The organism is Mycobacterium sp., from assembly GCF_032159775.1.
GTDB lineage: Bacteria > Actinomycetota > Actinomycetes > Mycobacteriales > Mycobacteriaceae > Mycobacterium.
In genome coordinates this window covers 1-22,393 of sequence record NZ_JAVHWK010000102.1, presented here as the reverse complement: position 1 = coordinate 22,393, position 22,393 = coordinate 1, and the positions used below count along the sequence as shown (strand labels likewise).

22 protein-coding genes and 1 pseudogene are annotated in these 22,393 nt (G+C 64.5%); 8 read left to right on the top strand and 15 right to left on the bottom strand.

The window, feature by feature from the left end:
- Nucleotides 1-111: 111 nt before the first annotated feature.
- The 3 genes from QOJ24_RS11145 to QOJ24_RS11135 all read left to right on the top strand — a co-directional run bounded on the left by QOJ24_RS11145 (nucleotide 112) and on the right by QOJ24_RS11135 (nucleotide 2,858).
- Entirely contained in the window at nucleotides 112-1,074 is a 963-nt protein-coding gene (locus QOJ24_RS11145; RefSeq protein WP_526261057.1) for a ferritin-like domain-containing protein, read from the top strand.
- 317 nt (nucleotides 1,075-1,391) lie between these two features.
- Nucleotides 1,392-1,973: an ANTAR domain-containing protein gene (locus tag QOJ24_RS11140; protein WP_526261055.1), complete on the top strand. Its 582-nt coding sequence runs from the start codon at nucleotides 1,392-1,394 to the stop codon at nucleotides 1,971-1,973.
- A gap of 9 nt (nucleotides 1,974-1,982) precedes the next feature.
- The gene (locus QOJ24_RS11135) at nucleotides 1,983-2,858 is read left to right on the top strand and encodes a MerR family transcriptional regulator (protein ID WP_526261053.1); all 876 of its coding nucleotides are present in this window, start codon (nucleotides 1,983-1,985) and stop codon (nucleotides 2,856-2,858) included.
- A gap of 63 nt (nucleotides 2,859-2,921) precedes the next feature.
- Here the strand turns inward: QOJ24_RS11135 and QOJ24_RS11130 are convergent, their stop codons facing one another.
- The 4 genes from QOJ24_RS11130 to QOJ24_RS11115 are packed head-to-tail and all read right to left on the bottom strand — an operon-like array spanning nucleotide 2,922 to nucleotide 6,933.
- Nucleotides 2,922-3,644: a glycosyltransferase family 2 protein gene (locus QOJ24_RS11130; protein ID WP_526261051.1), complete on the bottom strand. Its 723-nt coding sequence runs from the start codon at nucleotides 3,642-3,644 to the stop codon at nucleotides 2,922-2,924.
- On the bottom strand, nucleotides 3,631-4,704 hold the full coding sequence (locus tag QOJ24_RS11125; RefSeq protein WP_526261049.1) for a glycosyltransferase: 1,074 nt from the start codon (nucleotides 4,702-4,704) through the stop codon (nucleotides 3,631-3,633). The genes QOJ24_RS11130 and QOJ24_RS11125 overlap by 14 nt, the downstream gene beginning before the upstream one ends.
- Nucleotides 4,634-5,869 carry a glycosyltransferase family 4 protein gene (locus QOJ24_RS11120; protein ID WP_526261047.1) on the bottom strand — a complete coding sequence of 412 codons (1,236 nt, stop codon included), beginning with the start codon at nucleotides 5,867-5,869 and terminating at the stop codon, nucleotides 4,634-4,636. The genes QOJ24_RS11125 and QOJ24_RS11120 overlap by 71 nt, the downstream gene beginning before the upstream one ends.
- The gene (locus QOJ24_RS11115) at nucleotides 5,866-6,933 is read right to left on the bottom strand and encodes a glycosyltransferase family protein (RefSeq protein ID WP_526261045.1); all 1,068 of its coding nucleotides are present in this window, start codon (nucleotides 6,931-6,933) and stop codon (nucleotides 5,866-5,868) included. Before QOJ24_RS11115 ends, QOJ24_RS11120 begins: the two co-directional genes overlap by 4 nt.
- A 228-nt stretch (nucleotides 6,934-7,161) precedes the next feature.
- Here QOJ24_RS11115 and QOJ24_RS11110 point away from each other — a divergent pair, with 228 nt between their 5' ends.
- From QOJ24_RS11110 to QOJ24_RS11100, 3 genes are all read left to right on the top strand, one after another.
- Complete coding sequence (locus tag QOJ24_RS11110; RefSeq protein ID WP_526261044.1) at nucleotides 7,162-8,343, top strand: zinc-dependent alcohol dehydrogenase; 1,182 nt, start codon at nucleotides 7,162-7,164, stop codon at nucleotides 8,341-8,343.
- A 25-nt stretch (nucleotides 8,344-8,368) separates the two neighbouring features.
- Nucleotides 8,369-9,208 carry an SDR family oxidoreductase gene (locus QOJ24_RS11105; protein WP_526261043.1) on the top strand — a complete coding sequence of 280 codons (840 nt, stop codon included), beginning with the start codon at nucleotides 8,369-8,371 and terminating at the stop codon, nucleotides 9,206-9,208.
- Between the two features lie 414 nt (nucleotides 9,209-9,622).
- Nucleotides 9,623-9,937 carry a hypothetical protein gene (locus QOJ24_RS11100; RefSeq protein ID WP_526261042.1) on the top strand — a complete coding sequence of 105 codons (315 nt, stop codon included), beginning with the start codon at nucleotides 9,623-9,625 and terminating at the stop codon, nucleotides 9,935-9,937.
- 187 nt (nucleotides 9,938-10,124) lie between these two features.
- On the opposite strand, the pseudogene QOJ24_RS11095 reads toward QOJ24_RS11100, so the two are convergent.
- The 7 genes and pseudogenes from QOJ24_RS11095 to QOJ24_RS11065 form a co-directional block, all read right to left on the bottom strand.
- Nucleotides 10,125-10,254: pseudogene (locus QOJ24_RS11095) on the bottom strand (acyl-CoA desaturase); the annotation flags it as partial.
- A 315-nt stretch (nucleotides 10,255-10,569) separates the two neighbouring features.
- Nucleotides 10,570-11,256, bottom strand: coding sequence for an IF2 family translation initiation factor (locus tag QOJ24_RS11090; protein WP_526261041.1), 687 nt, complete (start codon nucleotides 11,254-11,256; stop codon nucleotides 10,570-10,572).
- A gap of 26 nt (nucleotides 11,257-11,282) precedes the next feature.
- The gene (locus QOJ24_RS11085) at nucleotides 11,283-11,840 is read right to left on the bottom strand and encodes a CsbD family protein (protein ID WP_526261040.1); all 558 of its coding nucleotides are present in this window, start codon (nucleotides 11,838-11,840) and stop codon (nucleotides 11,283-11,285) included.
- Nucleotides 11,841-12,065: 225 nt separating this feature from the next.
- On the bottom strand, nucleotides 12,066-12,848 hold the full coding sequence (locus tag QOJ24_RS11080; protein ID WP_526261133.1) for an RNA polymerase sigma factor SigF: 783 nt from the start codon (nucleotides 12,846-12,848) through the stop codon (nucleotides 12,066-12,068).
- Nucleotides 12,849-12,984: 136 nt separating this feature from the next.
- On the bottom strand, nucleotides 12,985-14,151 hold the full coding sequence (locus tag QOJ24_RS11075) for a PP2C family protein-serine/threonine phosphatase (protein ID WP_526261039.1): 1,167 nt from the start codon (nucleotides 14,149-14,151) through the stop codon (nucleotides 12,985-12,987).
- Nucleotides 14,148-14,942 carry an alpha/beta fold hydrolase gene (locus tag QOJ24_RS11070; protein WP_526261038.1) on the bottom strand — a complete coding sequence of 265 codons (795 nt, stop codon included), beginning with the start codon at nucleotides 14,940-14,942 and terminating at the stop codon, nucleotides 14,148-14,150. Before QOJ24_RS11070 ends, QOJ24_RS11075 begins: the two co-directional genes overlap by 4 nt.
- Nucleotides 14,943-15,017: 75 nt before the next feature.
- Nucleotides 15,018-15,281, bottom strand: coding sequence for a hypothetical protein (locus QOJ24_RS11065; RefSeq protein ID WP_526261037.1), 264 nt, complete (start codon nucleotides 15,279-15,281; stop codon nucleotides 15,018-15,020).
- Between the two features lie 171 nt (nucleotides 15,282-15,452).
- Between QOJ24_RS11065 and QOJ24_RS11060 the strand changes: the two genes are divergently transcribed.
- A complete protein-coding gene (locus tag QOJ24_RS11060; RefSeq protein ID WP_526261036.1) occupies nucleotides 15,453-16,832 on the top strand; it encodes an MFS transporter in 1,380 nt (459 codons plus the stop codon).
- Between the two features lie 4 nt (nucleotides 16,833-16,836).
- On the opposite strand, the gene QOJ24_RS11055 is transcribed toward QOJ24_RS11060, so the two are convergent.
- On the bottom strand, nucleotides 16,837-17,952 hold the full coding sequence (locus QOJ24_RS11055; protein WP_526261035.1) for a spore photoproduct lyase family protein: 1,116 nt from the start codon (nucleotides 17,950-17,952) through the stop codon (nucleotides 16,837-16,839).
- Between the two features lie 87 nt (nucleotides 17,953-18,039).
- Here QOJ24_RS11055 and QOJ24_RS11050 point away from each other — a divergent pair, with 87 nt between their 5' ends.
- Nucleotides 18,040-19,407, top strand: a complete 1,368-nt coding sequence (locus tag QOJ24_RS11050; RefSeq protein WP_526261034.1) for an amino acid permease — start codon at nucleotides 18,040-18,042, stop codon at nucleotides 19,405-19,407.
- Here QOJ24_RS11050 and QOJ24_RS11045 read toward each other — a convergent pair.
- From QOJ24_RS11045 to QOJ24_RS11035, 3 genes are all read right to left on the bottom strand, one after another.
- Nucleotides 19,404-20,339, bottom strand: a complete 936-nt coding sequence (locus QOJ24_RS11045) for a R2-like ligand-binding oxidase (protein ID WP_526261033.1) — start codon at nucleotides 20,337-20,339, stop codon at nucleotides 19,404-19,406. The genes QOJ24_RS11050 and QOJ24_RS11045 overlap by 4 nt on opposite strands.
- A complete protein-coding gene (locus QOJ24_RS11040) occupies nucleotides 20,336-21,016 on the bottom strand; it encodes a TetR/AcrR family transcriptional regulator (protein ID WP_526261131.1) in 681 nt (226 codons plus the stop codon). The genes QOJ24_RS11045 and QOJ24_RS11040 overlap by 4 nt, the downstream gene beginning before the upstream one ends.
- A gap of 86 nt (nucleotides 21,017-21,102) precedes the next feature.
- Nucleotides 21,103-22,293, bottom strand: coding sequence for a thiolase family protein (locus tag QOJ24_RS11035; RefSeq protein ID WP_526261032.1), 1,191 nt, complete (start codon nucleotides 22,291-22,293; stop codon nucleotides 21,103-21,105).
- Between the last annotated feature and the right edge of the window lie 100 nt (nucleotides 22,294-22,393).

Genomic DNA, 22,393 nt, shown 5'->3' with positions numbered 1-22,393 from the left:
GATTGACGAGCTCGTCACAATTCGGTTTTCCCACGCGCCGCTCTGGGGTAACCCTTCATCGCGGCGCCATCGCGCCGACCAAATGACGTCAAAAACGAAGGAACGATGCATATGACAACGAATGGCACCGGCACCGTGCTGGCGCAACTCCGTACCGTGCTCGATTTGACCAACACCGAGATCCAGGTCGCCGAGACCCGGGTAGCTCAGGCGCGCACCGAAGCCGTCCGCCGCGAGTTGACCCAGAATGCCGCCAACGGCCGCGCTCGTGCGCAGTCCATCGAGGCTGCGATCCGCAATCTCGGCGGGCTGCCCGATGTCCTCGGCCCACTGCTCGGCCGTGCGGCCGCCGCCGTCAAGGCGCTGACCGAGCAGGCGCAGCCGTTCGGCGAGGCGCTTCTCGGCGATCTCGCGTTGGAGCACCAGCTTCTCGACCGTTCCCGCTACCTCAAAGCACTGGCCGTGGCGCAGGGCAATTCTGATATCGAGAAGCTGGCGGATCGCCTGATCGTGGCGCATACAGCGACCGTCGAGTGGCTCACCACCGTGCTGGCCGAGGACGCGCTCGGGGGTCCCGCTGCGCTGCAACGGACCCCGATTCAGGCAGCGACCGGCGTGGCAGTGAAATTGGTGAACGCGCCCGTGTCGTGGTCAACGCGCCGCCTCGACCGCGCGGTGCAAACCGTTCGTGCGGCACCGCCTGCGCTCGGGGATCTGCTGAGCCGGGGCGCCCACGCAGGTGACGTCGCAACGAAGGCGCTGACCGCCTCACGCGACGCCGCGCTGGCGACGGCCGAGCGGATCACCAGGCGCGAAGGGGCCGATCAGGCTGCCGATGCACTGCATTCCATGCGCAGCGCCGCAGGGGTGCTGGAGGTTGACGAGCTGCCGATCGCTGATTACGACACGCTGAACGTGTCCGAAGCGGTGGCCGAGATCAAGGAACTGTCCACTCCCGCCGACGTCCGCGCCATTCTGGCCTATGAGGAGGCGCACAAGAACCGTCACGGCGTCGTCTCCGCCGCTCAGACGCGAGTCGCGGCGATCGCGCAAGAGGTTGTCGGCATCACCTGACCAGCAGGCGCCATCGCGCCGTCCATATCGTCGAGATCCCCGCGGTCATTCAAGACCGCGGGGATTTTGCGGTGCCGAGTGGCCAAGGCCCAGGCAAGGCGTACTCAGTGAATGCCCCGGTATTGCGCCGAGGTGGACCGTGTGCCACGATCAGTGCATCGGTTTTGCATCGTTTTCTGCGGCGCGCAATGCGCAGGCCGACCTGCTATTCGGAGGTATGTGTGGCGTATCAGAACGCCGTCCCAGGTGAAGCATCATCGATTGAGCCATTGGCCGATCGGAGGGAATCGCTTGGGGTAGGTCGGTTCAACTATTTTGTGGATGGAAGTCGTTGGGACTGGACACGTGGTATCGCGACGATGCTCGGCTATCACCGAGTAGCCGTCGAGCCAAGCATCGAGTTGCTGCTCCAGCACACGCATTTGGAGGACCGGAGTCGCATCGCCGCTGATCTCCATCGAATCGTGCAAGGTCACAGCGTCAGCAGCCGCCACCGCATCATCGACAGGGTCGGCGACGTGCACTGGGTCGTTCTCGTCGCTGATCCGTTGAAAAGTGAATCAGGCGACTCCGTAGGGGCATCCGGGTACTTCATCGACGTAACTGATGCGGTCCAGGCAGGCGTAACCGCCGCCATGTCGGAGCTGACCAAATCGCGTGCCATTGTCGAGCAGGCGAAAGGAGTGTTGATGGCCGCCCACGGCATCAGCGCAGACGAAGCATTCGCCCGCCTCGTGCGGCGGTCCCAGCACTCCAACGTCAAACTGAGGGAGGTCGCGAGCCAGTTCCTTGCCGGGATCTCCGGGAATCTGCAGCCCAAACCTCAAAGCGATATCTTGCTCGACGCCACCGCGCGTAGACGAGTCGACCGCTGGGCCGGCTCGGCGCCGCTGTCCTGACGGTGGGGGATGAGCCAACTATCCGCAGACAGCGGCACTCACAGGGACGCCGCCGAGGCCGACTCGCCGCGTTATACCGTTCGCGCGGTCGCTCGACGGCTCGGCCTGCCGACCGCGACGTTGCGTAGTTGGAATCAGCGCTACGGCATTGGACCCTCGGGGCACAGTCCCGGTCGGCACCGGCTGTACACCAGAGCCGATATCGCCGTGGTCGAACTCATGAGTGACCTGATCTCGAAGGGGGTCAACCCTGGCAGCGCGGCGCGGACCGCCTTGGAATCGGCGGCTCCGCGGCGAGCCGACGCCGCGTCGCTCCTGGCCGCCGCGTTCGACCTCGATACCGCAGTCGGAGGTCGCCTCCTGGATCGACACATTCGCCACTTCGGTGTTCTCGAGACGTGGGAGGGGCTGGTACGTCCTGCGTTTGCGGCCATCGGTGCGCGGCAGAGCGACGGCGACCGGTGCATCGACGTCGAACACGCGCTGTCGTGGACGGTCGCACGGGCGCTGCAGCGGGTGTTCAACGCTCGGTCCGATGGTCCGCCCTCGTTGATCCTGGCGTGCACAGCAGGGGAATCGCACACGCTGGCTCTCGAGGCGCTGCGCGCTGCGCTCGACGAGCGCGGTCACGCCGCGTTGATGCTCGGCGCGGACGTGCCGGAACCCGCCTTGATCGACGCGATCGAACGAAGCCCTCGCCAAGGGGTTGCCGTAGTGATGTGGTCGTCGCACCCTGGCACGGCCGACATCGCAGCGGCGAAGGCGGTGTTGGGTGCAGGCGTCCAATTGTTCGTCGGTGGCCCAGGTTGGGTCTCGGCGAAACTGCCAAGGAAAGCAAAACGCATCGAGACCCTGCATGATGCACTCCGGTGCCTCGGCCAATAATGCGGTGCATCGATTCCGCCTTGGGAGGCAGACTGTCGGCCTGTGACCCCCTTCCAGGGCCGTTTAGTTCACGGACTGCGAATCCGCTGAAGCGGCTTGGAGAACCCACGGCCGATAGTCTTTGTCGCGCACGATGATTCCGCGCTGTTCGAATGCGTCCAGCCAGCCGGTCATCGGCCACCATCCCCAGCGTCGGTGAAAAATGGTGGCGTTACGCACGATGTCGTGCACGTGTTCCATGGGGGGATCGGACACGGAATGGAACTGGTGGTACGCATGTGCGCCCCCAACCCATCGCATCGGAACGCCTACGGCGCGCGCCATCTGCGCGAAGTCGGTGTCCTCGGCGCCGTATCCGCGGTAGTGCTCGCAAAAGCCGCCGATCGTGTGCCACGTCGAAGAGGTCAGTGCGAAGGACAGCGACCAGAACAGCTCGTAGTCGCTGCTGGCGACGACTTCGCGGTCGGGGGGTGCCGGACGCGCCGGGTGAGGGTTCGTCAACGGGTTCAAGGTGAGCGGATAGCCGATTTCCGTATCCTCCGGAGGCGCCAGGTAGGTCACCGGTCCGCACAGCAGCGCGCCCCGGTGCGCCGGCTCGATGACCGCGTCGTGGTAGCGGCCGAGCATCTCTTGGCCGGGGATGCAGTCGACGTCGAGGAAAACGAGCAGTTCTGCGCCGCGTTCCAGCGCAGCGAGCGCCCCGATGTTTCGGGCCGATGCGATTCGAAGCGGTCCCGGGCCGTTTCCGCACTGCACTACGTGGGCCGCGCTTTCACTGGTCGCCACCACATCGGTAGCCGCCGGGTCGTCGACCGCGACAACGACGTGAATGTCGGGACTCTTCGCACTGCTGGCGATTCCGACGAGCTGTCGACGCAGGTGTCGTAACCGGCCATGGACTGTGGTGATCACGGCGGTCCTCATACGTATGCACGCTCCCGGATGGGCTCGCAACGGTCTCGATTGCTTCTGCCGCGCGCGCGGCCGCACCGGCGGTCTGCCATTGTTCCCATTTGCGCGGGTCGGAGGCGCGCGCCCGGCCGAGCAGGCATCGCCAGGCCGAAGCGTCGGGCCATCCGGTGGCTGCCACCGCAAGTCCGTGTCGACCGAGCGCCTCGGCGGTTGCGTGTTGCTCGTCGAACGGGCGCGGCTGAGGCAGCACGACCGCCGGCCGGCGGGCGGCGGCCACGTCGGCGATGCAGTTCTGCCCGCCGTGAGTGACCACGATGTCGGCGGCACATATGTCCGGCCATGGATCGACCGCCATTGGGCCGCCCCGGAGACCCAATGTCCGCCAATTGATCTCGGGTAGCCGCGCCGCCGTTGCATCGACCGTCGCCTGGTCGAACTCGCATCCGCCCATCCCGCCGAGAACAAGCACTTCGATACGGTCCTTCGTCGGCGACAGCGCGCCACGGTCACCGAAGCGGCTGATGCCGCCGACATAACTCGTCTTGCCGGCGTGGATGCGCAACCATGCCGGCTCGTAAAGCTCTTTCGGCCATGCCGCGACGATGTGGTCCGCGAGTTGGTGGACCAACATATGCGGACCGTCTGTACGTTCGCCCGGCATCGTCATGACGATCACCGGCACGCCGAGAAGCCGGACGAAGAGCGCAACCTCGACCGACACGTCGACCACCATGGCGCAGGGTCGCATCTCCTCGACCCACCGGGCGATGAGCGACATCCGGGTCCTCAGGCCGTCGTCGTGAAGCGGAACCCAGTGCAGCGCACCGTTTGCCGAAGGTTGCTCGGGTAGGGCGCCGCCGTCGTCACGCGGGAGTCGAAGGAGGCCGGCGAACGGGTGCGGCCTCGGGATGTCCAGCGACGTCAACGCGACCACCGGTTGATGAAGGCGAGCGCAGATGCTGATGGCCCGATTGAGATGACCGGAGCCGTGATGGTGGACGTAATAACCGATCATGGGCGTTCCCTTTTCGATCGTCAATCGTCTCGCGGTAGATATTGATGTAGCCGGTCACCATCGCCTCAGCGGAACAGGTTGCGACCGCATGCCGGCGAACTTCGGTCCGGTCCAACGACAGTGCCGCCGGTATCTCCTGCGCCATGGCGTCGACATCGTTCGGTGGGACGAGTCGCCCGCTCCGCGGCGAAACGATTTCAGGTATCCCGCCGCATGCGAACGCCACGACGGGCGTGCCGCACGACATCGTTTCGGCGACCACCAGTCCATACGGTTCGTGCCACATCGGGGTGACGAGCGCGGCGGCTGAGTGTCCGACCAGGCATGCCAGCTCATCGTGGCTGAGGTGCCCGGCATAGCGCACGTGGTCACCCAGCGACGGCGCAATGGAACGGTCGAAGTACTCGATGTCGCTGATGGGGCCGGCGAGAACCAGGGGTGATTCGGCGCGTCGGGCGGCAGCGATTGCCAGGTGGGGCGCTTTTTCCGCGGCGATGCGTCCGAACCACACCAGGTGATCGCCACCCGGTCCCAACGGCCATTTGCGAAAGTCCACCCCGTTGGGCACCACGGTCACGTCGGGCGCGACGTGACGCCAGGCATCGGCGGTGTGCCTGCTTACCGCGGCGAATCGGGTGCCGCGGCTGCCGGTTACGTCGAGCGCAGACTCCAGCCACGGCGTCGGCGGCGTGTGCAACGTGGTGATCATGGGCATGGACAGCAGTGGCGCCATGACGACAGGCAGATGGTGCAAGCTGTGATTGTGGACGATGTCGAATCCGCTGTGGGCATCGGTCAGCTGCATCATCAGGTTCAAGTAGGCATGGTGGTCGGCCATGAAAGCCTTCGGCGAAGCTGACGGATCCGCTTGTGCCGCAGCGGACAGAGTCAACTCTCGGACGGTGAGTTCGCCGTGACGAAAGCGCAGATCCGAGCCTGAGCCTGCGAACAACGAGACCTCGTGGCCGCGGTCGACCAATGCCCGCGCCAGATGCCAGACATGGGCCTCGAGCCCGCCTGCGAACGGCTGACGCAGAGGGAAACGGTTGGACGCGATAAGCGCGACGGACAACGACGCGTTCACGTCACGACAGCCTGGTAGATTTCGCGGTGCCTCTGCGCGATCATCTCCCGTTCGGCGCGGCGATCCGGCCAGAGTGCCCGGGGTGCCTCGACGCCGGCGGCCCACCGGTCATATTGGTTCCGTACGGCGCGCTGCAGCGAGCGCGGGTCGAAGGAGCCCTCGGTGAAGTCGAAGACCTCGCACGGTCGTTGTTCGCTGTAGAAGCCGCAGGTGGGTACCACGACCGCGGTTCCGAGGTCGAAACACGCCTCCAGCCAGCCGGAGTGACTCCCGAATCGATAGGGCAACACCGAAACCGAAACCGAGGACAAATATCCCCACAGTTCGTCGTCCGTGAAATACGGATGCACACGCACCTCGACATTTGCATGGCGACCGTATGCGAGCAATCTGTTACCGGTCTCTGGTGCATACCAATAGTTCTCAGGGTCGAATACTTCATCGTGGACATCGATCTGCAGTATCGCGTCGGGCAAGGTTTGGACGATGGGCACGAGAGCGTCGATCACCGGCAGGGGATCCATGTTGGCGCGAATACTCTTGGCGTGTACGGCGATGACAAACGGATGTTGCCGGGGACGAGGCCGTTCAATGCGAGCGCGATCCAGCACATGAGGGTGCGGGAGTACTGACGCGCTTCGACCCCAGCGTTCTGATACTGCCCGCGCCGCGCCTGGCGTCAGGGTGATCAGATTGTGGGCTGCGGCGACCAGAACGTCCTGCAGCTTGTCATGCGCTGCCGGTTCGCTGTGGTGCGGGTTACGCAGGTCGTGCACCGTATAGATCAGCGGCTTGACATACCGCTCGAGTTCGTCCACCACGCTACGCAGGTCATCTGGCGAGACGGCGTCAAAGCCGAAATGCACATGGAAAACATCAAATTGATCGTGATTGTCAGTCACCCAGCCGGGTCGGAGCATCACAGGCGGCCACCACCCGCCAGGCACCTTTCGGCCGTCGGCGGGCACCGGATCCGGCAGTCGGAACACCCGGCCGGCACCGTCCGGCTCGATGAGATGGCGCACATAGATGTGAGACGCAGGGACTGAAGCCACTCGCAACACGCCAACTCCCGTCCGTCGATGACCGTGGAGCACTTACGCGCGGCATTGATGCAGCCGTCAGGGCGACTGCGGCAAGTCCCCGCGATCCCTGGAGGTACTGCGCTGGATTGATACCCCCGGGCGCGCGGTGAAAACGTAGAAATCAGACCAATTCACGGCGCCGAAGACCGTTTCCGGCGCATCCACCGGGGTACTCGATTCGCTCAGCAATCTGGAAGGAGACGGGCGATGAAGGCAGTCACCTGGCACGGCAAACGCGACGTGCGTGTGGACACCGTCCCGGACCCGAAGATCGAGGAGCCGACCGACGCCATCATCGAAGTGACGTCGACCAACATCTGCGGCTCCGACCTCCATCTCTACGAAATCCTCGGCGCGTTCATGCATCCGGGCGACATCCTCGGCCACGAACCGATGGGCATTGTGCGCGAGGTCGGCTCCGCAATCACGAATCTGGCCGTGGGAGACCGGGTGGTCATCCCGTTTCAAATCTCCTGCGGGAGTTGCTACATGTGCGACCAGCAGCTCTTCACCCAATGTGAGACAACGCAGGTTCGCGACCAGGGCAAGGGTGCCGCGCTGTTCGGCTATTCCGAACTTTATGGCCAGGTCCCCGGCGGCCAAGCCGAACTGCTCCGCGTCCCCCAAGCACAGTTCACCCACATCAAGGTCCCGGATGGGCCGCCGGACTCACGGTTCGTCTACCTGTCCGACGTTCTGCCGACGGCATGGCAGGCAGTCGCGTATGCCGACATTCCCGACGGAGGTTCGGTGACGGTGCTCGGGCTCGGTCCGATCGGCGACATGGCCGCCCGGATCGCGAACCACCTGGGCTATCAGGTGATCGCCGTTGACCTGGTGCCCGAACGGCTTGCGCGAGCGCAGGCGCGAGGCGTGCAGGCGATCGACCTCAACCAGCATGGCGACGATCTCGGAGACGTCATCCGGGACATGACCGCGGGACGCGGCACTGACTCGGTGATCGAAGCCGTCGGTATGGAGGCGCACGGTTCGCCGGTGACCAAGCTCGCGCAGCAGGTGACCAGCCTTCTGCCCGACGCCCTCGCCAAGCCGATGATGCAGAAGGCCGGGGTCGACCGCCTCGGCGCCCTCTATTCGGCCATCGACATCGTTCGTCGCGGCGGCACCATATCGCTCATCGGCGTGTACGGCGGCATGGCCGACCCGCTGCCGATGCTCACGCTGTTCGACAAGCAGATCCAGCTTCGAATGGGTCAGGCGAACGTCAAGAAGTGGATCGATGACATCATGCCGCTGCTGACCGACGACGATCCGTTGGGCGTCGATTCCTTTGCGACACACATGATGCCGCTCGATGCGGCACCGCAGGCATACGACATTTTTCAGAAGAAGCAGGACGGTGCCGTCAAGGTCATTCTCAGGCCATAGGCGCCGGCGAACGAAAGGTAGATGAATGGGGTTTCCCAAACAGCAACAAGAGGTTCCGGGTGTGCAGTCGGCGATGGATCCCGTCCCGGACTGTGGCGAGAACAGCTACCGCGGGTCTGGTCGACTGACGGGTAAGCGCGCAGTGATCACGGGAGGTGACAGCGGCATCGGTCGTGCGGTGGCCATCGCGTTCGCGCGTGAAGGCGCCGACGTCCTGATCTCCTACCTCAACGAAGACGACGATGCCGCCGAGGTGGCCCGGCTGATCGAGGACGCGGGCCGCAGGTGTGTTCTGGTGAGCGGCGATTTGGCTGATCCGGCCCACTGTCGCGCAGTAATCGACCGTGCTGCAACTGAATTCGGTGGCATCGATGTGCTGGTGAGCAACGCGGCATTTCAGATGACCCACAGTGACCTGGAGGAGATCAGCGACGAGGAGTGGGACTACACGTTTCGGCTCAACGTCGGAGCCTACTTCTATCTGGTCAAGGCCGCTTTGCCTCATATGGGTCCAGGGTCATCGGTGATCGGCAGCTCGTCGGTGAACTCCGACATGCCGTCCCCGACTCTGGCGCCATACGCCGCGACCAAGGCCGCGATCGCGAATTTTTCAGCCAGCCTGGCTCAACTCCTGGGCGAGAAGGGCATTCGGGTGAACAGCGTCGCCCCCGGGCCCATCTGGACCCCGCTGATCCCGGCCACCATGCCCGAGGAGAAGGTCGCCAACTTCGGCGACGACACACCGCTCGGCCGAGCGGGGCAGCCCGCCGAGCTTGCGCCGGTGTACGTCATGCTGGCCTCGGACGAAGGCAGCTACATCTCCGGTGCCCGGGTAGCGGTCACCGGCGGTCGTCCTGTCCTCTAGCGCCGGCTGATCGCCACCGAGCATGGCGAATACCTTTGCCTAATCAGCAGATTAGATTTGCCGGAGGCTTCCGGCCTCCGGCAGGCCATTTGGCGGCTGCCGGCCGCGCACGATTTGGTGAAGTAGCTACTAACGGGTAACATTTGCCATGTTGGTACTACAGTACAGCGGTACCAATTGAGTTCGAAGCGGTCTAGCTTCTCGGTATGCCGTGAGCCTTGGCTCGATACCGGACATCTCATCAAATTCGTTTAATCATTGGTGCGACAAGTCGTGTTTTCCCACCCCGCGTCTGCGTGGCCGGGCGAAGCACGCTCGAATCCTCGGCAGGACAGTCACGCGTACGTCCAATGAGGGTTGCGCACGCCAAGTATCGTCGATCGGCACTTCGGCCGACGACAGAAGGAGAACCACATGACCACCGATAATCCCACCGCCGCACGTCGTCCCGCCTCCGCCTCCTACACCGCGGTAGACGCTCAACCCACCCACGCCCCAGTCCGGCGTGGCAATGAAACCAAAGTGGCCTTCAAGACAACAGAATTCATCGTTTACGTCGTCGCGGTCGTTGGCGTGCTGGCGGCATCGTTCCTCGTCAGTACCACCGACGCGCATGAAGACTACTTCCGGTCCGACCGGGCATGGTTTTACATCGTCCTCCTCAGCATCGGCTACATGGTGAGCCGCGGACTGGCGAAGTCCGGTAGTCGCCATCACGACGACGCCTGATTCTCTGAGGGGCCCGGGTGGTTGTTGAAGCAGCGCAACGACTCAAGCCTCGAGGCCAACCAGCGTTACCACGATTGCCCCCGCACTGCCGTGTTGCAGTGACGGGGGCAATCGCTCGTCAGGCGCGTCTCAGGTGTCCGAGGGCTCACTGAAACATCGGTCCGGCAGCGCCAACTGATGAATAGTGCACCCGGGTAGCGATTTCGGCATAGCGGTTGCTTGGTAGATCCGGGAAGAGGTGGGGCTAGATACCACTCCGGTTTACTTTTCTCCTCGACCACCTGTGCAGCGAACTTCTCTGCGCCGTTTGGAAAATGCTCGGGCGGCCGACCACAAGGCCGCCATAAAGAGAGTGAAAGTTGGGGGTGGTTCAACACTGCCTGGGAACCTGAACCCGTGGGGCCGGGCCCTCGGAGAGTGGCGCGCGACACATCACAAGTCGTGGGCCTGGAAATTTCGCTGAGGTTCTGCTCCAAGAGCACCCAGCGCGCGGGCCGGCGCCCGCGATCGCGTATGCGATTGATCCGCCGGTGCAGCGCATCCGGGCGCCGTGCGGAGTGCGGCTCGAGCCCGTTGGACTCGAGCCGCATTGTCCGATGGCTGGGTGATCGGATCCAGACGGTAGTCGAGAACTATCGCGAGCTGTTGTTCTTCGCCTGCTCAGACTTCCGCTTCTGCTTTTCGGTGTCTGCCAGCTCTTCGACCCTGTCCGCCTGCTCACGCTTGCGAGCAGCCTCGGCGCGCTTTGCCTGAGCATCGTTGAGTTTGGCTTCGGCAGCTTCGGCGGCGTTTTTCTCCTCCGCCCGAATCTTGGTTTCTTCCTGGCGCTTGGCGCTCTGCGCGGCATTCTTGCGCTTTGCCGCAAAGTCGTCGGCCCGCTTCTTGGCGTCGTCGGCCTGCTTTTTCGCTGCTTCTTCTGCTGCGCGCTTACGCTGCGCTGCAGTGATCTGGGCGTCGATCGCTTCCTGCTTCGTAGCGTCGTGAGCCTCTTTTATGTCGGTGACCACCTCGTCGTGTGTGGCGTCCAGCTTGGCGTCCGCCTGTTCACGCTTCGCGGCCGCTTTCGCATCAAGTTTGGCGGCCCGGCTGAGGGCATCGCTGCGCTCGACGAGCGCGGTCCCTCGTTGCTTCAGCCTCGGATCGCCCAGCAGGCCGCCGATAGCCGCGTCGACTGATCCCAGCGAACGCTCGTAGAACAGCCGAACCGGCGCTTCTTTATAAAGCCGGGCGGCCATCTGATCCTCGATCAGCTGGAGTGGAATGCGGGCTATCTGGTACTGGAAGCGCAACACCGCGAACGGGATCTCTGCGATTTTCATCAAATACTCCTGTTTCTCGCCGGTGCTCAGGGCAGGTCGGCTTGGTTGGTCATGTTGTCGGCCTGGCGTCTGATGCGGTCGGCCTCTGCGTTGGCGCTGTCGGCAGCCTGCACCGAGCTCTGATGCTCTGCGGCGGCGTCGACGGCCTCCTTTGTCGCGGCGTCGATCTCCTCGCGTTCGGCGGCTTTCGCCTGCTGCACCTCAAGCTGTGCGTCGAGATCCGCCCGTGTCTTCTCCCGCTCGGCGCTTTGTCGCGCTGCTTGTTCTGCTGCGCGCTTCTGGGCGGCTTGGTCGTCGCGCACGGTGTTCTCGGCGGCCCTCGTTTCGGCGCTCACCGCGTTCCGCTGTTGAGCGCCCTCCACCCGGGCTTCGGTCACTTCGGCACGAGCCTTGTCCGCCTCGGCGTCGGCGACGGCTTCGACGCTGTTGGCCTCCTTGCGCTCCTTTGCCTGGGTCTGCTCGAGCTGGCCCTCGGCAGTCAACGAATCGTTGCCGGTCACAGCGCCGACAACCTCTTTGGCCTTGCCCTTCACCGAGTCGATCAAGCCCTTTCGCGCCTGATCTGACTTGTCTTGCTCAGACATCTGAGCCCTCCTCAATAGCATCAATCGGCCACTCCAAGCGGAGTGTGCGATGGGTTTGTGGGTCGATGGGTCCATGGCGACCGGATACTCTGCGGACCAGCTGGCTCTAGTCGTGAAGCGCGGCCCGCCATGATTGATTGGGCGGCTCTTCAACTCGCAGTCATCAATTACCCCGCGCAACACCGGCGAAACCTGATGCCCGCCCTTTCTGAGGCCCGTTTCCGCTCAGACCAGTTCCGGCGTCCGGACCTGCCGCCGCAGTGCACCAAGCGAGCGCGCCAGCAGTCGTGACACGTGCATCTGCGAGATGCCGACTCGCTCAGCGATCTGCGTTTGCGTCATGTTCTCGAAGAACCGGAGCGTGAGCACCGTCCGCTCGCGTTCGGGCAGTGCAGCCAGCAGCGGACGTACCGTCGTGACGTCGAGCACCTTGTCGAGGTTGGCGTCGAGATCTCCAATGGTATTGGTGACCGACCGTCCGTCGTCGTCGTCGCCGGCCCCTGCAGGTGCATCGGAGGACAGCGTGGAGTAGGCGCTGGAGGCGATTTGCGCCTGCACGACCTCTTCCCGGTCGATTCCCAACTTGTTGGCGATCTCGGTGGCTGTCGGCGCCCGCCCCAATTCGTGAGACAGCTCCTCGCGGCACCTCTTGAGCTGCGCGTTGAGTTCTTTGAGCCGGCGCGGGACCTTGACCGACCAGCCGTGGTCGCGGAAGTGTCGGCGGACTTCGCCCATGATGGTCGGTACGGCGAACGCCACGAATTCCGCGCCGTTGTCCACGTCGAAACGGTTCACCGCATTCATCAGCCCCACCCGCGCCACCTGCACCAGGTCGTCGAGGGGCTCACCGCGGTTCTTGAAACGGCGCGCGATGTGGTCGGCGAGCGGCAGGGAACGTTCGACGATCGCGTCCCGCTGCCGGAGGTACTGACTCGACTGCGTATCGAGCGTCGCCAGATGACGGAACATGTCCGTGACATCGGCGTACTCAGAATTCGACTGTGAAATCACTGAACAACTCCTATTTGCCGCCGACCTGTGTGGACGGCTCGGAGCTGAACCTCAGAAAGTGTTGCGAGCTTTCGGCAAACTCGCGAACTGACACCAGACTACCCGTTGTCGGCAGATTCCAACCGTTGTCGCATCAGGTTTGATTGGCCCGCGGAACGCCCAAGGCCAGCACCGCGGTGTCATCCTCGACACCGGAGCCGAGGCCGCCGAGCAAACGATGGACCGCGTCGACGATGGCGGACGCCGTCGTCGGAGCGTGCGACTTCGCAAAGCGCAGCAACGCGCCCTCGTCGTCGTAACGCTTGGTGCCAATGCCCGTACTGGCTTCCGTCAGGCCGTCCGTGTAGAGCATCATCGTGTCGCCTGGCTGGAGAAGGAACCGGCTTGCGACGAAACGGGGCTCAGCGGTGATGCCGACCGCCTGGCCGCCGAGGGTATCGACGTAGTAGGCCCTGCCGTCGGCATGGAACAGCAGCGGCGGCGGGTGCCCCCCACTGGCAAGTTCGACATCGAAACCGTTGTCGCGCTTCGTCAACTTGCCGTAGACCACGGTGCTGAAGCGATTACGAACATCCCGCACCTCTTGGTTGATGACGGTGTTGAGGTTGTCCAGCACTTGCACCGGATCGTCGTCGAAAACGGCAGCGGCGCGCAGGGTGTACCGGATCAACGCGGTCACCACCGCGGCATCGACACCCTTGCCAGCGACGTCGCCGAGGAAGAAGCCCCATGTCGTGCGGGACAGTGGAAAGAGATCGTAGAAGTCGCCGCCGACGTCGTCGTCTGAGGCCGTGAAGAAGTAGTCGGCCGCGTCCAGGCCGTCGGGAGGGGAGAGCATGGGCGGGAGCACCGCCCGTCGCAGGGTCTCGGCGAACACCCGCACCCGTCCCTGGTCGAACTCGGCCTGCTTGCGCGCTGCCAGGAGTTCCGCCTCGTAGGCGCGGCGGTCGGCAGCGTCGACGACCGTGATCTGCAGCCGTTCCGGGTGGTCCGCGGAGTCGAGTTTGACGTTCGCGGTGAGGAACATCGGCATCCGTGTCCCGTCGGCAGTGAGAACATCGACGGTGACGCCGTTGAGCTCGCGACCCAAGCGCAGCAACGGTCCGAAATGGGTGTCATAGAGAATCCGACCGCCAGCGGTCAACAGATCGCTGAATGCTCTGCCGCGCAGGGCTTCTGGCTCGTAACCCAACCATCTGGCCAGCGTCGCGTTTGCACGGATGATGCGTCCATCCGGATGAGCGATGACGTGACCGCTCGGAGCGCTGTCCCAGAAGTCTTCGACGCCGGGATCCGTCACGTGGCCCAGACGAACGCCGAGATGGCCTTGGCCGTCTCGGCCGGCGCGCTGACGTGGGGACAATGGCCGACCGCATCCAGCGTGACGAGTTCACTCCCGTCGATGTGTGCGTGAACGTATGCACCGACTTCGCGGGGGGCGATCGCGTCGCTGCTGCATTCGATCACCAGGGTGGGCAGCGCTATCCGAGACAGGTCGGCCCGGTTGTCCGAAAGAAAGGTGGCCCGGGCGAACACCCGGGCGTGCTCGGGGTCGTTGCGACAGAAAGTGTCGGCCAATTCGTCCTGCAGGGCGGGCCGGTCGGGCGTACCCATGATGACCGGCGCCATCGTGCGTGACCAACCAAGGAAGTTCTGCTCAAGGGACTCGAGTAGGTCATCGATATCGGCCCTGGAAAAACCGCCCCGGTAGTCGCGGTCATCGATGTAGCACGGCGACGGTGTGAGCAGCACGAGCTTGGCGAATCGGCGCGGATCCTCGATCGTCGCCAGTGCTCCGATAATTGCCGATACCGAATGTCCGACGAACACGACGTCGCGCAGGTCCAGGCTATTCACAATTTCCAGGATGTCGGCCGCGTAACCCGATAGCGACGCGTACTTGTCGGGATCCCATGCCCGCGGATCCGACGACCCGGACCCGACCAGGTCTATGAGTACCAGCCGGAAGTCCGACTCCAGGTGGTCGACGACCAGACGCCAGAGGTTCTGGTCGCAGCCGAAACCGTGCACCAACAAGATCGTCGGACCATCCCCGACGATCGTGATGTTGTGTCTGGCGCAGACATCCACCAGACGAGCTTATGTCTCGCCTCACTCACCAAGAAGGGCCGCTCGACGCGGCCCTTCTCTGGAGCTTGTGTGGTGTCAGGGTTGCTTGGAGTAGCGCAGCAGAAACACGGCGGCGACGGCGCCCGCCAGGATGGCGATAGCTCCCCACAGCACCAGCGGGAAGGCAAGCGAGACGCCGGTGTAGCCGACGCTGGAGAGCGTCGCGGCCGCATAGAACAGCCAGAAAACGCGGTAGAGGGACCACAGCGCCGTGATACCTGCAGCGATGCCGATGTAGAGGCTGCGCGTCCTGTCGATGCGGCTGACCTGTTCCTGCACGCGGATGGGGATGATGCTCATTGCTGGTTTCCTTGTCGTCATGCGTCGCCGGGTTGGCGTCGTCATCGCGCCAGTACAGCGAGTGCCTGCCGCTACCGATCCCAATAATCGACGCAGCAGAGAATCTCTGCGCTGTGGTGATAGCTCTTCGGGTCGCCGGGCACAAGAATGACACCGGCGGCAGGAGGCGATATGAGTAGTCCGGCACCGGTTACTGCGGCGTCGTCGGTTTTGGAGCGACTCCCTGTCAGCGGCTGGCACTGGCGGCTGGTGGTGCTGGTGGGCATCGGCACCTTCTTCGACCTCTACGAGGTTTTTCTCGGCGGCGTGCTGGCACCGGTTCTCGCCAAGGAGTTCGGGCTGGGATCGTTGGGCAAGTCCATGGTCATCGCGGCCGGATTCGCAGGCATGTTCATCGGTGCCAACGTGCTCTCGATCGCCGCGGACCGGCTCGGGCGACGCCGGGTGTTCATCCTCAATCTGCTTGTCTATTCGGTGTTCTCATTCGCCGCTGCGTTTTCGCCGAATATCGAGACATTCCTCGTGCTGCGCGTGATCGCGGGCGTCGGGCTTGGTGCCGAGCTGGTGCTCGTTGACACCTACCTGGCCGAGTTCATGCCCGCCAACCGCCGCGGCCGGATGACGGCGTGGGCCTACACGATCGGTTTCCTTGGCGTGCCGCTCGCGGCCCTGCTCGGCGGCAGGTTGGTGGCACGCCAGGAGTTCCTCGGAATCGACGGGTGGCGGTGGCTGCTGCTGTTCGGCGGCCTGGGTGCAGTGTTCATCATGGCCGTCCGCACGATGCTGCCGGAGTCGCCGCGCTGGCTGGAGAGTCGCGGGCGTCCCGAGGAGGCCCGTGCGGTCGTCGAAGCGGTGGTGGCAAAAGCCGCTCCTGGAACGGTCGTCGACTCACCTAGACTAGACACCGTCGCAGACTCCGGCGACGAGGCGCCCAACGTCGCTCAGGCGATGAAGATCGCGTTCCGGGACTACCGCAAGCGCACCGTGATGCTGGTGATCTTCCAGGTTCTGCAGACGGTCGCCTACTACGGATTCGGCACCCTGGCGCCGCTCGTCCTGGTGAGCAAGGGGTTCGAAGTGACCGAATCGCTGGGGTACGCCGCGTTGGCCTTCGCCGGATACCCACTGGGGTCGCTGATTTCCGTTCCGCTGGTCGAACGGTTCGAGCGCAAACACCTGATCATCGCCTCAGCGTTGGGAATCGCCGTGTGCGGCATCGTGTTCGCCGCTTCGACCAACGTCGCGGTGATCGTTCTCGCCGGCTTCCTGCTGACCGCCGTCTCCAACATCTTCTCGAACGGCTTCCACATCTACCAGGCCGAGATCTTCCCCACTGCTATCCGCAGCACCGCCAGTGGTGTCTGCTATTCGTTGTCGCGCGCGACCTCGACCGTCATGCCGTTCATCGCGGTGCCCGCACTCGCGGCGCTCGGGCCCGTCGCGGTGTTCTCCGGCTCGGCAGCCCTGATCGTCCTGCTGTGCCTCGACGTCGGGTTCCTTGGCCCCCGCAGCACCGGACTCGCGCTCGAACAGGTCCAACAGCAGCCGTAGACGGCTATGTCCAATAGAGCATGCGAGCCGCGGGAAGCGTTGTGGCCAACTCGTTTTCGAACCAGGACCGCAGCTCGGCCATGAGGTCTCGCGGATAGACGTACTTGGCCGAGCCGTACTTGCCGAACTTGCGGGTGCGGGCCGACTCGTCCATCTCCAGCTTTGTTCGGGGATACCAGCCGAGCAGCACATCCTTGCTGCCCGCGGTGAAGCGGTGGGTGATGCACTCAACGGTGAGATCGACTCCCGGCAGATCGGAGACCGCTGCGGCGACGTCCTGCAGCAGGCTCCGGTAGCCCTCGCGCCAATGCGGGATCGGCATGATCGGGGCGATCGTCAACCCCACGCGATAGCCGGCGACGGCGAGCTCGCGCAGTGCAGCTATTCTCTGCGGCAGCCGAGCCGTACCGCCCTCGAAGCGCACGGCGATCTCTTGGGCATTGACCGAAAACCGCACGCGCGTTCGGCCTTGGTGCGGCAGATCGAGCAGCGGCGCGACGCCGTCGAACTTGGTGGTGAACCGCAAACCCACCGGGCCGGCCCAGCCGTGCGTGCCGACATGAGCGATCGTCGCCGACAGCGAGCCCGTCAGATGTTCCAAGGCGAGGGGGTCGGTGTAACACGACGCCTCGAACGTCGTTCCCTCGCCACCGCGCTCGACTGACGCGGAGGTGACGGTACCGCGACCCATGTGGGAGTCCATCTCGGCGAGGATCTCAGGCAGGTTCGCATAGGCCCGGGTGATCGGCGGGCCGGAGAGTGACCCCGCGAGGTAGCAGTACTGACAGTGCGCCGGGCAGCCCTCGGCCAAGTCGATGCGCCAGTCTGCGCTCGGCGGGATCGGCTGTAACCGCCGTTTACTGGGCGGAGCCACGACAACGGCCAGCGTGCGCTTGGCGAGGGCGTAGGCGGCTCGATCATTGTCGGCGCGCAGCGACGGCAGGCGGTCGCCTGCGAGCACGTCGATGTCCGCGACACCGGCTGCCTCGCACCGCGCGACGATCTGCGCGCCGTGTGGGAACTCGAACGCCGAACGGGTGACGAGCACCCTCGCCGGCGCCCACTGCGTCGCGGTCTCGGGAGTGGCAAGGATTGGGGAGGAAGTAGACGAAGTCGTCATCGCATCAAGAGCAACGGAGCCGGCCGCCTCGACATTCCGTGGAATGGCCCGGGGTTTACGGCCGCCCGGCGGGGTATCAAACGGGGCATGACATCTCCAGCGGAGACAATTAAGAGCGAAGACACTGCGGGCGCCGACGGCAAGCTGAAACGCAACATCACTGGTCCGCTGCTGTTCCTGTTCATCCTCGGCGACGTGCTCGGCGCAGGCATCTACGCGCTGATGGGCGTCTTGACCGAGGATGTCGGGGGTGTCCTGTGGGCGCCGCTGGTGACCGCTCTGCTGCTCGCGCTCCTTACCGCGGGGTCCTACGCAGAACTCGTCACCAAATACCCGAAGGCCGGCGGCGCCGCCATCTTCGCCGAGCGCGCCTACCGGAAGCCTTTGGTGTCCTTTCTCGTCGGGTTCTGCATGCTGGCGGCCGGCGTGACGAGTGCCGCCGGTCTCGCGCTGGCGTTCGCCGGGGATTACCTCGCCACGTTCGTCGATATCCCCGCCATTCCCGCCGCCATCGTGTTCCTGGCCCTGGTGGCGGCCCTCAACGCACGCGGCATCAGCGAGTCGGTCAAGAGCAATGTCGTCATGACCGTGATCGAACTCACCGGCTTGTTGATCGTGGTCATCGCCGTGTCGATCATGGTCGGCGGCGGGCGCGGCGACCTCAGCCGCATCACGCAGTTCCCCGACGGCGCGACACCGGCGCTTGCCGTCCTGGGTGGCGCCATCGTCGCCTACTACTCCTTCGTCGGCTTCGAGACGTCGGCGAACGTCGCCGAAGAGATCCGCAATCCGAGCAAGGTCTATCCCGCAGCGCTTTTCGGTGCGTTGATCACCGCGGGTGTGCTGTATGCGATGGTCGGCGTCGCCAGCGCGACGGCGCTCTCCCCGAAAGAGCTCGCCGAATCGTCAGGCCCTCTGCTGTCGGTCGTCGCGGCGTCCGGCGTCGGGATACCGGACTGGTTGTTCAGTGCCATCGCACTGGTCGCCGTGGCCAACGGCGCGCTGCTCACCATGATTATGGCGAGCAGGCTGACCTACGGCATGGCAGACGCAGGCCTGCTGCCCGCCGTGCTGGGTAATGTGCTGCCGCAACGTCGAACGCCGTGGGTGGCGATCGCGGCTACCACAGCGGTGGCGATGTTGCTCACGCTGGTCGGCGACCTGTCGACGCTCGCAGAGACCGTTGTGCTGCTCCTGCTGTTCGTGTTCATCTCCACGAACGTGACCGTGCTGGTACTGCGCCGCGACACCGTCGCGCATGAACATTTCCGGGTTTGGACGGCAGTGCCGGTGCTCGGAGTCGCGTCCTGCGTGCTGTTGCTGACCCAGCAGACGGCCAAAGTCTGGCTGTTCGCAGCCATTCTGCTGGCCGTAGGGGGAGTCCTATACATGGTGGCGCGGGCGGCGACACGACGCGGCGCCCGCACCGCCGCACCCGCCGACGAGCCCGTTTAGACGGCAGCCAGCGCCTTTGCGTCCTCGTCGGCGAAAGTGTCCTCGAGCTGCAGCGGCGAGTAGTCGATATCGATCTCCTCAAGGGGGCGGCCCCTGGCGCTGCTGATCGTGCCGAATCGCCGCATCCCTTTCTCGGAGGCGTACTGCGACATCTCCTCCTGCGTCAGACCGAACGGAACGTCGGAATAAAGCCCGAATCCGTCGTCGCTGTTGCGCAGCGCCAGCGGAATGAGCTCGTTCATCCTTTCTTCGAACACCGACCAGTTGGCGTCGTCGGCGGCGACGTGGCGCCGGCAGGTGAACGTGCCCCACGCCATGTGACGCCGTTCGTCGTCACCGATGCGACGCACGATCTCCTGCATGCCGGGGAGAATGGAGCGATCAAGGCAAATCCGGTGCCACGCATAGTATCCCGTCAGTGCCATCATGCCCTCGATGATGTGGTTGTACGTCACCGAAGCGCGCACCTGCGCGGCCGGCGACGCATCGGACGACAGTGCCTCGAGCGAACTGGGCAGCTCCTCGTAGAACATCTGGCGGTAGGCAGGCAGGTCGTCGAGGTAGTGGTGCAGATCGCCGGTCAGCCCGACGGCGTCGAGCCACAGCCGGAACACCTGCGTGTGCTTGGCCTCTTCGTACGCGAACTGCGTCAGATACATTTCGTCGGCCAGGCGCCCCTCGGCGCGCATCGCCGCCATGAACGGCTGGATGTCCTGGGTGACGGCTTCTTCGCCGGCGATGAATTGCGCGCACAGTCGTGCGGCGTAGTCGCGCTCGAGTTCGGTGAGTGACTCCCAATCCTCGCGGTCGCGCGAGAAGTCGATGTCGGCGGGATTCCAGAACTTCGCATTGCCGCCCGCGAACAGCTTCATGGGCAAGCTGGCCCAATTGAGGCCACCTGCGTCGAGCGTGGCCGAGTTCTTCCGTGTCATCCTTTGACCTCCTTGATCATTAACTGGGCTGGGCTGTCGGAAGAGAATGCGTCCGACAGGACTGCGACGAGCCTGCGCACGGCGAGTGCCGGCTGCTCGGGGGTGGGGTCGTCGAGTCCGAGGATGGGATCCATCCCGCGCACGTACGGCGCCAGCGCCATATGCGGGAAGATCATCAACAGCAGTGACAACAACGCGTCGGTGTCGCAATCCGCGCGCAGATCGCCGCGAATGTGCGCATCGCGCACCAGTGGCCGCAGAACTTCGAGATAGTGGCGATGGATGACGGTCCGCACGCTGACGCGGGCATCGGTGTCGACCTCCAGGGTTGCCGCGCCGTGCAGTGCGCGGTCGCGGGGATGGTCGGCGAAGTACGCCACCCAGGTGTCGAGCAGGTCGGTCAGAAACTCGAAGAACGGCCTGCTCGGGTCGAGCTCGCGGATGCGGTCCTCCATGTAGGAGCGCACCCGCTGGCTGCCGACGTCGGCGATGTAGGCGTAGAGGTCGCGCTTGTCGGCGAAGTACTGGAACAGGCTGCCCTTGGCGACTCCGGCACGCTTCGCGATCACGTTGAGGCTGCCCTGGGAAAAGCCGTGCGCGCCGAACTCGGCCTCCGCGGCTTCTATCACCGCGGCGCGACGGCCCGGATCCACGCGAGCCCATGTCACCGTCGGCATCAGTGCCTCCCCAAGGTCGATGACCACTGGTCATACTACTGTGAGGTACGTCACCGTCAAGGGTCGGTTTGGCGTTGGGCACGCGCTCAGCAGGTCAGCAGCATGCATCCGGCGATCGGGCCACCGCCCGCCGCGGCGACGGCGACTTCGGGCCGCCTGGCCAGTTGCCGATCGCCTGCCTCCCCCCGCAGCTGCAGACATGCCTCGTGCAGCAGCCAATAGCCGTGCATGCGCCCCGCAGACAGCTGCCCGCCGTAGGTGTTGAGCGGCAGCGAGCCGTCCAGTGCGATGCGCGTCGCTCCCTCGACGAACGGGCCGGCTTCACCGTCCGCGCAGAAGCCCAAGGCCTCCAACCACGCGAACGTCAGAAAAGTGAAACCGTCGTAGAGCTCGGCGACATCCACATCCGACGCGGTGAGGTCCGTGCGTGACCACATCTCGGCGGCCGATTCCACCGAAGCCATCTTCGGGAAGTCATCGCGGTGGAACCAGCCTCCCGAGCCGTATGTCCCGCCGATCGCCTGTACCGCCACCGCGGGCTTTGGGCTGTCGGCCGCATAGTCGGCGTGCGAGACGACCAACGCGATGGATCCGTCGATCGGAACGTCGCAGTCGAAGAGGCCGAACGGCGTGGACACCGGACGCGCCGACAAGTAGTCGTCCATGGTCATCGGTTCCCGATACGCCGCGCGTGGGTTGAGCTCTGCATTGCGCCTGCTGTTGACGGCCAGCCAACCCAGCTGCTCCTTGGTTGTTCCGTAGAGCTCCATGTGACGCCTGCAGTGCATGGCGAGCCAGTTCGCGGCCGAGTATGAGTGCGCTGCGACCAGTTCGTCGATGTCCTCGAATGGTTTCAGCTTCCTCCTGGTTCCAGGAACATGCGGTTCGACGGGTGGGGAGGCCAGCGGGTTGAGCATCGGCGATGCCTCCTGGTTCATCGACCCGCCCAGCATTGCCACGGTCCGGTACACCAGCACATGTCGCGCCTGCCGCTCTGATACGGCACGGCAGGCGGACATGACGGGAATGAGGACTCCGCCCGTGTCGAAGCCCGTGGTCCGGTCCTGTGCGCGAATGCCCAGTGCTTCAAGCACTTCGGTAGGCGGGGTGTCGCCGAACGTGGCGATGCCGTCGATGTCCGATGCGGTGAGTCCCGCATCGTCGATCGCGGCGACAACGGACTCGAGCGTCAAGTCCAAGCTGGGGATGCCTGTGCGACGGCCGATTCGCGAGATGCCGAGGCCGCTGATGATCGCGTCCTTTTCGAAGTGGCCCATCGCGCTCCCCGAAAGTCTATTTTTGTAATGACAGTTCGTTGGACTGTACTTTGCTCTTTATGGCAGACGAGCCCGCACCCGAAATTCCGGCCCGGATGCT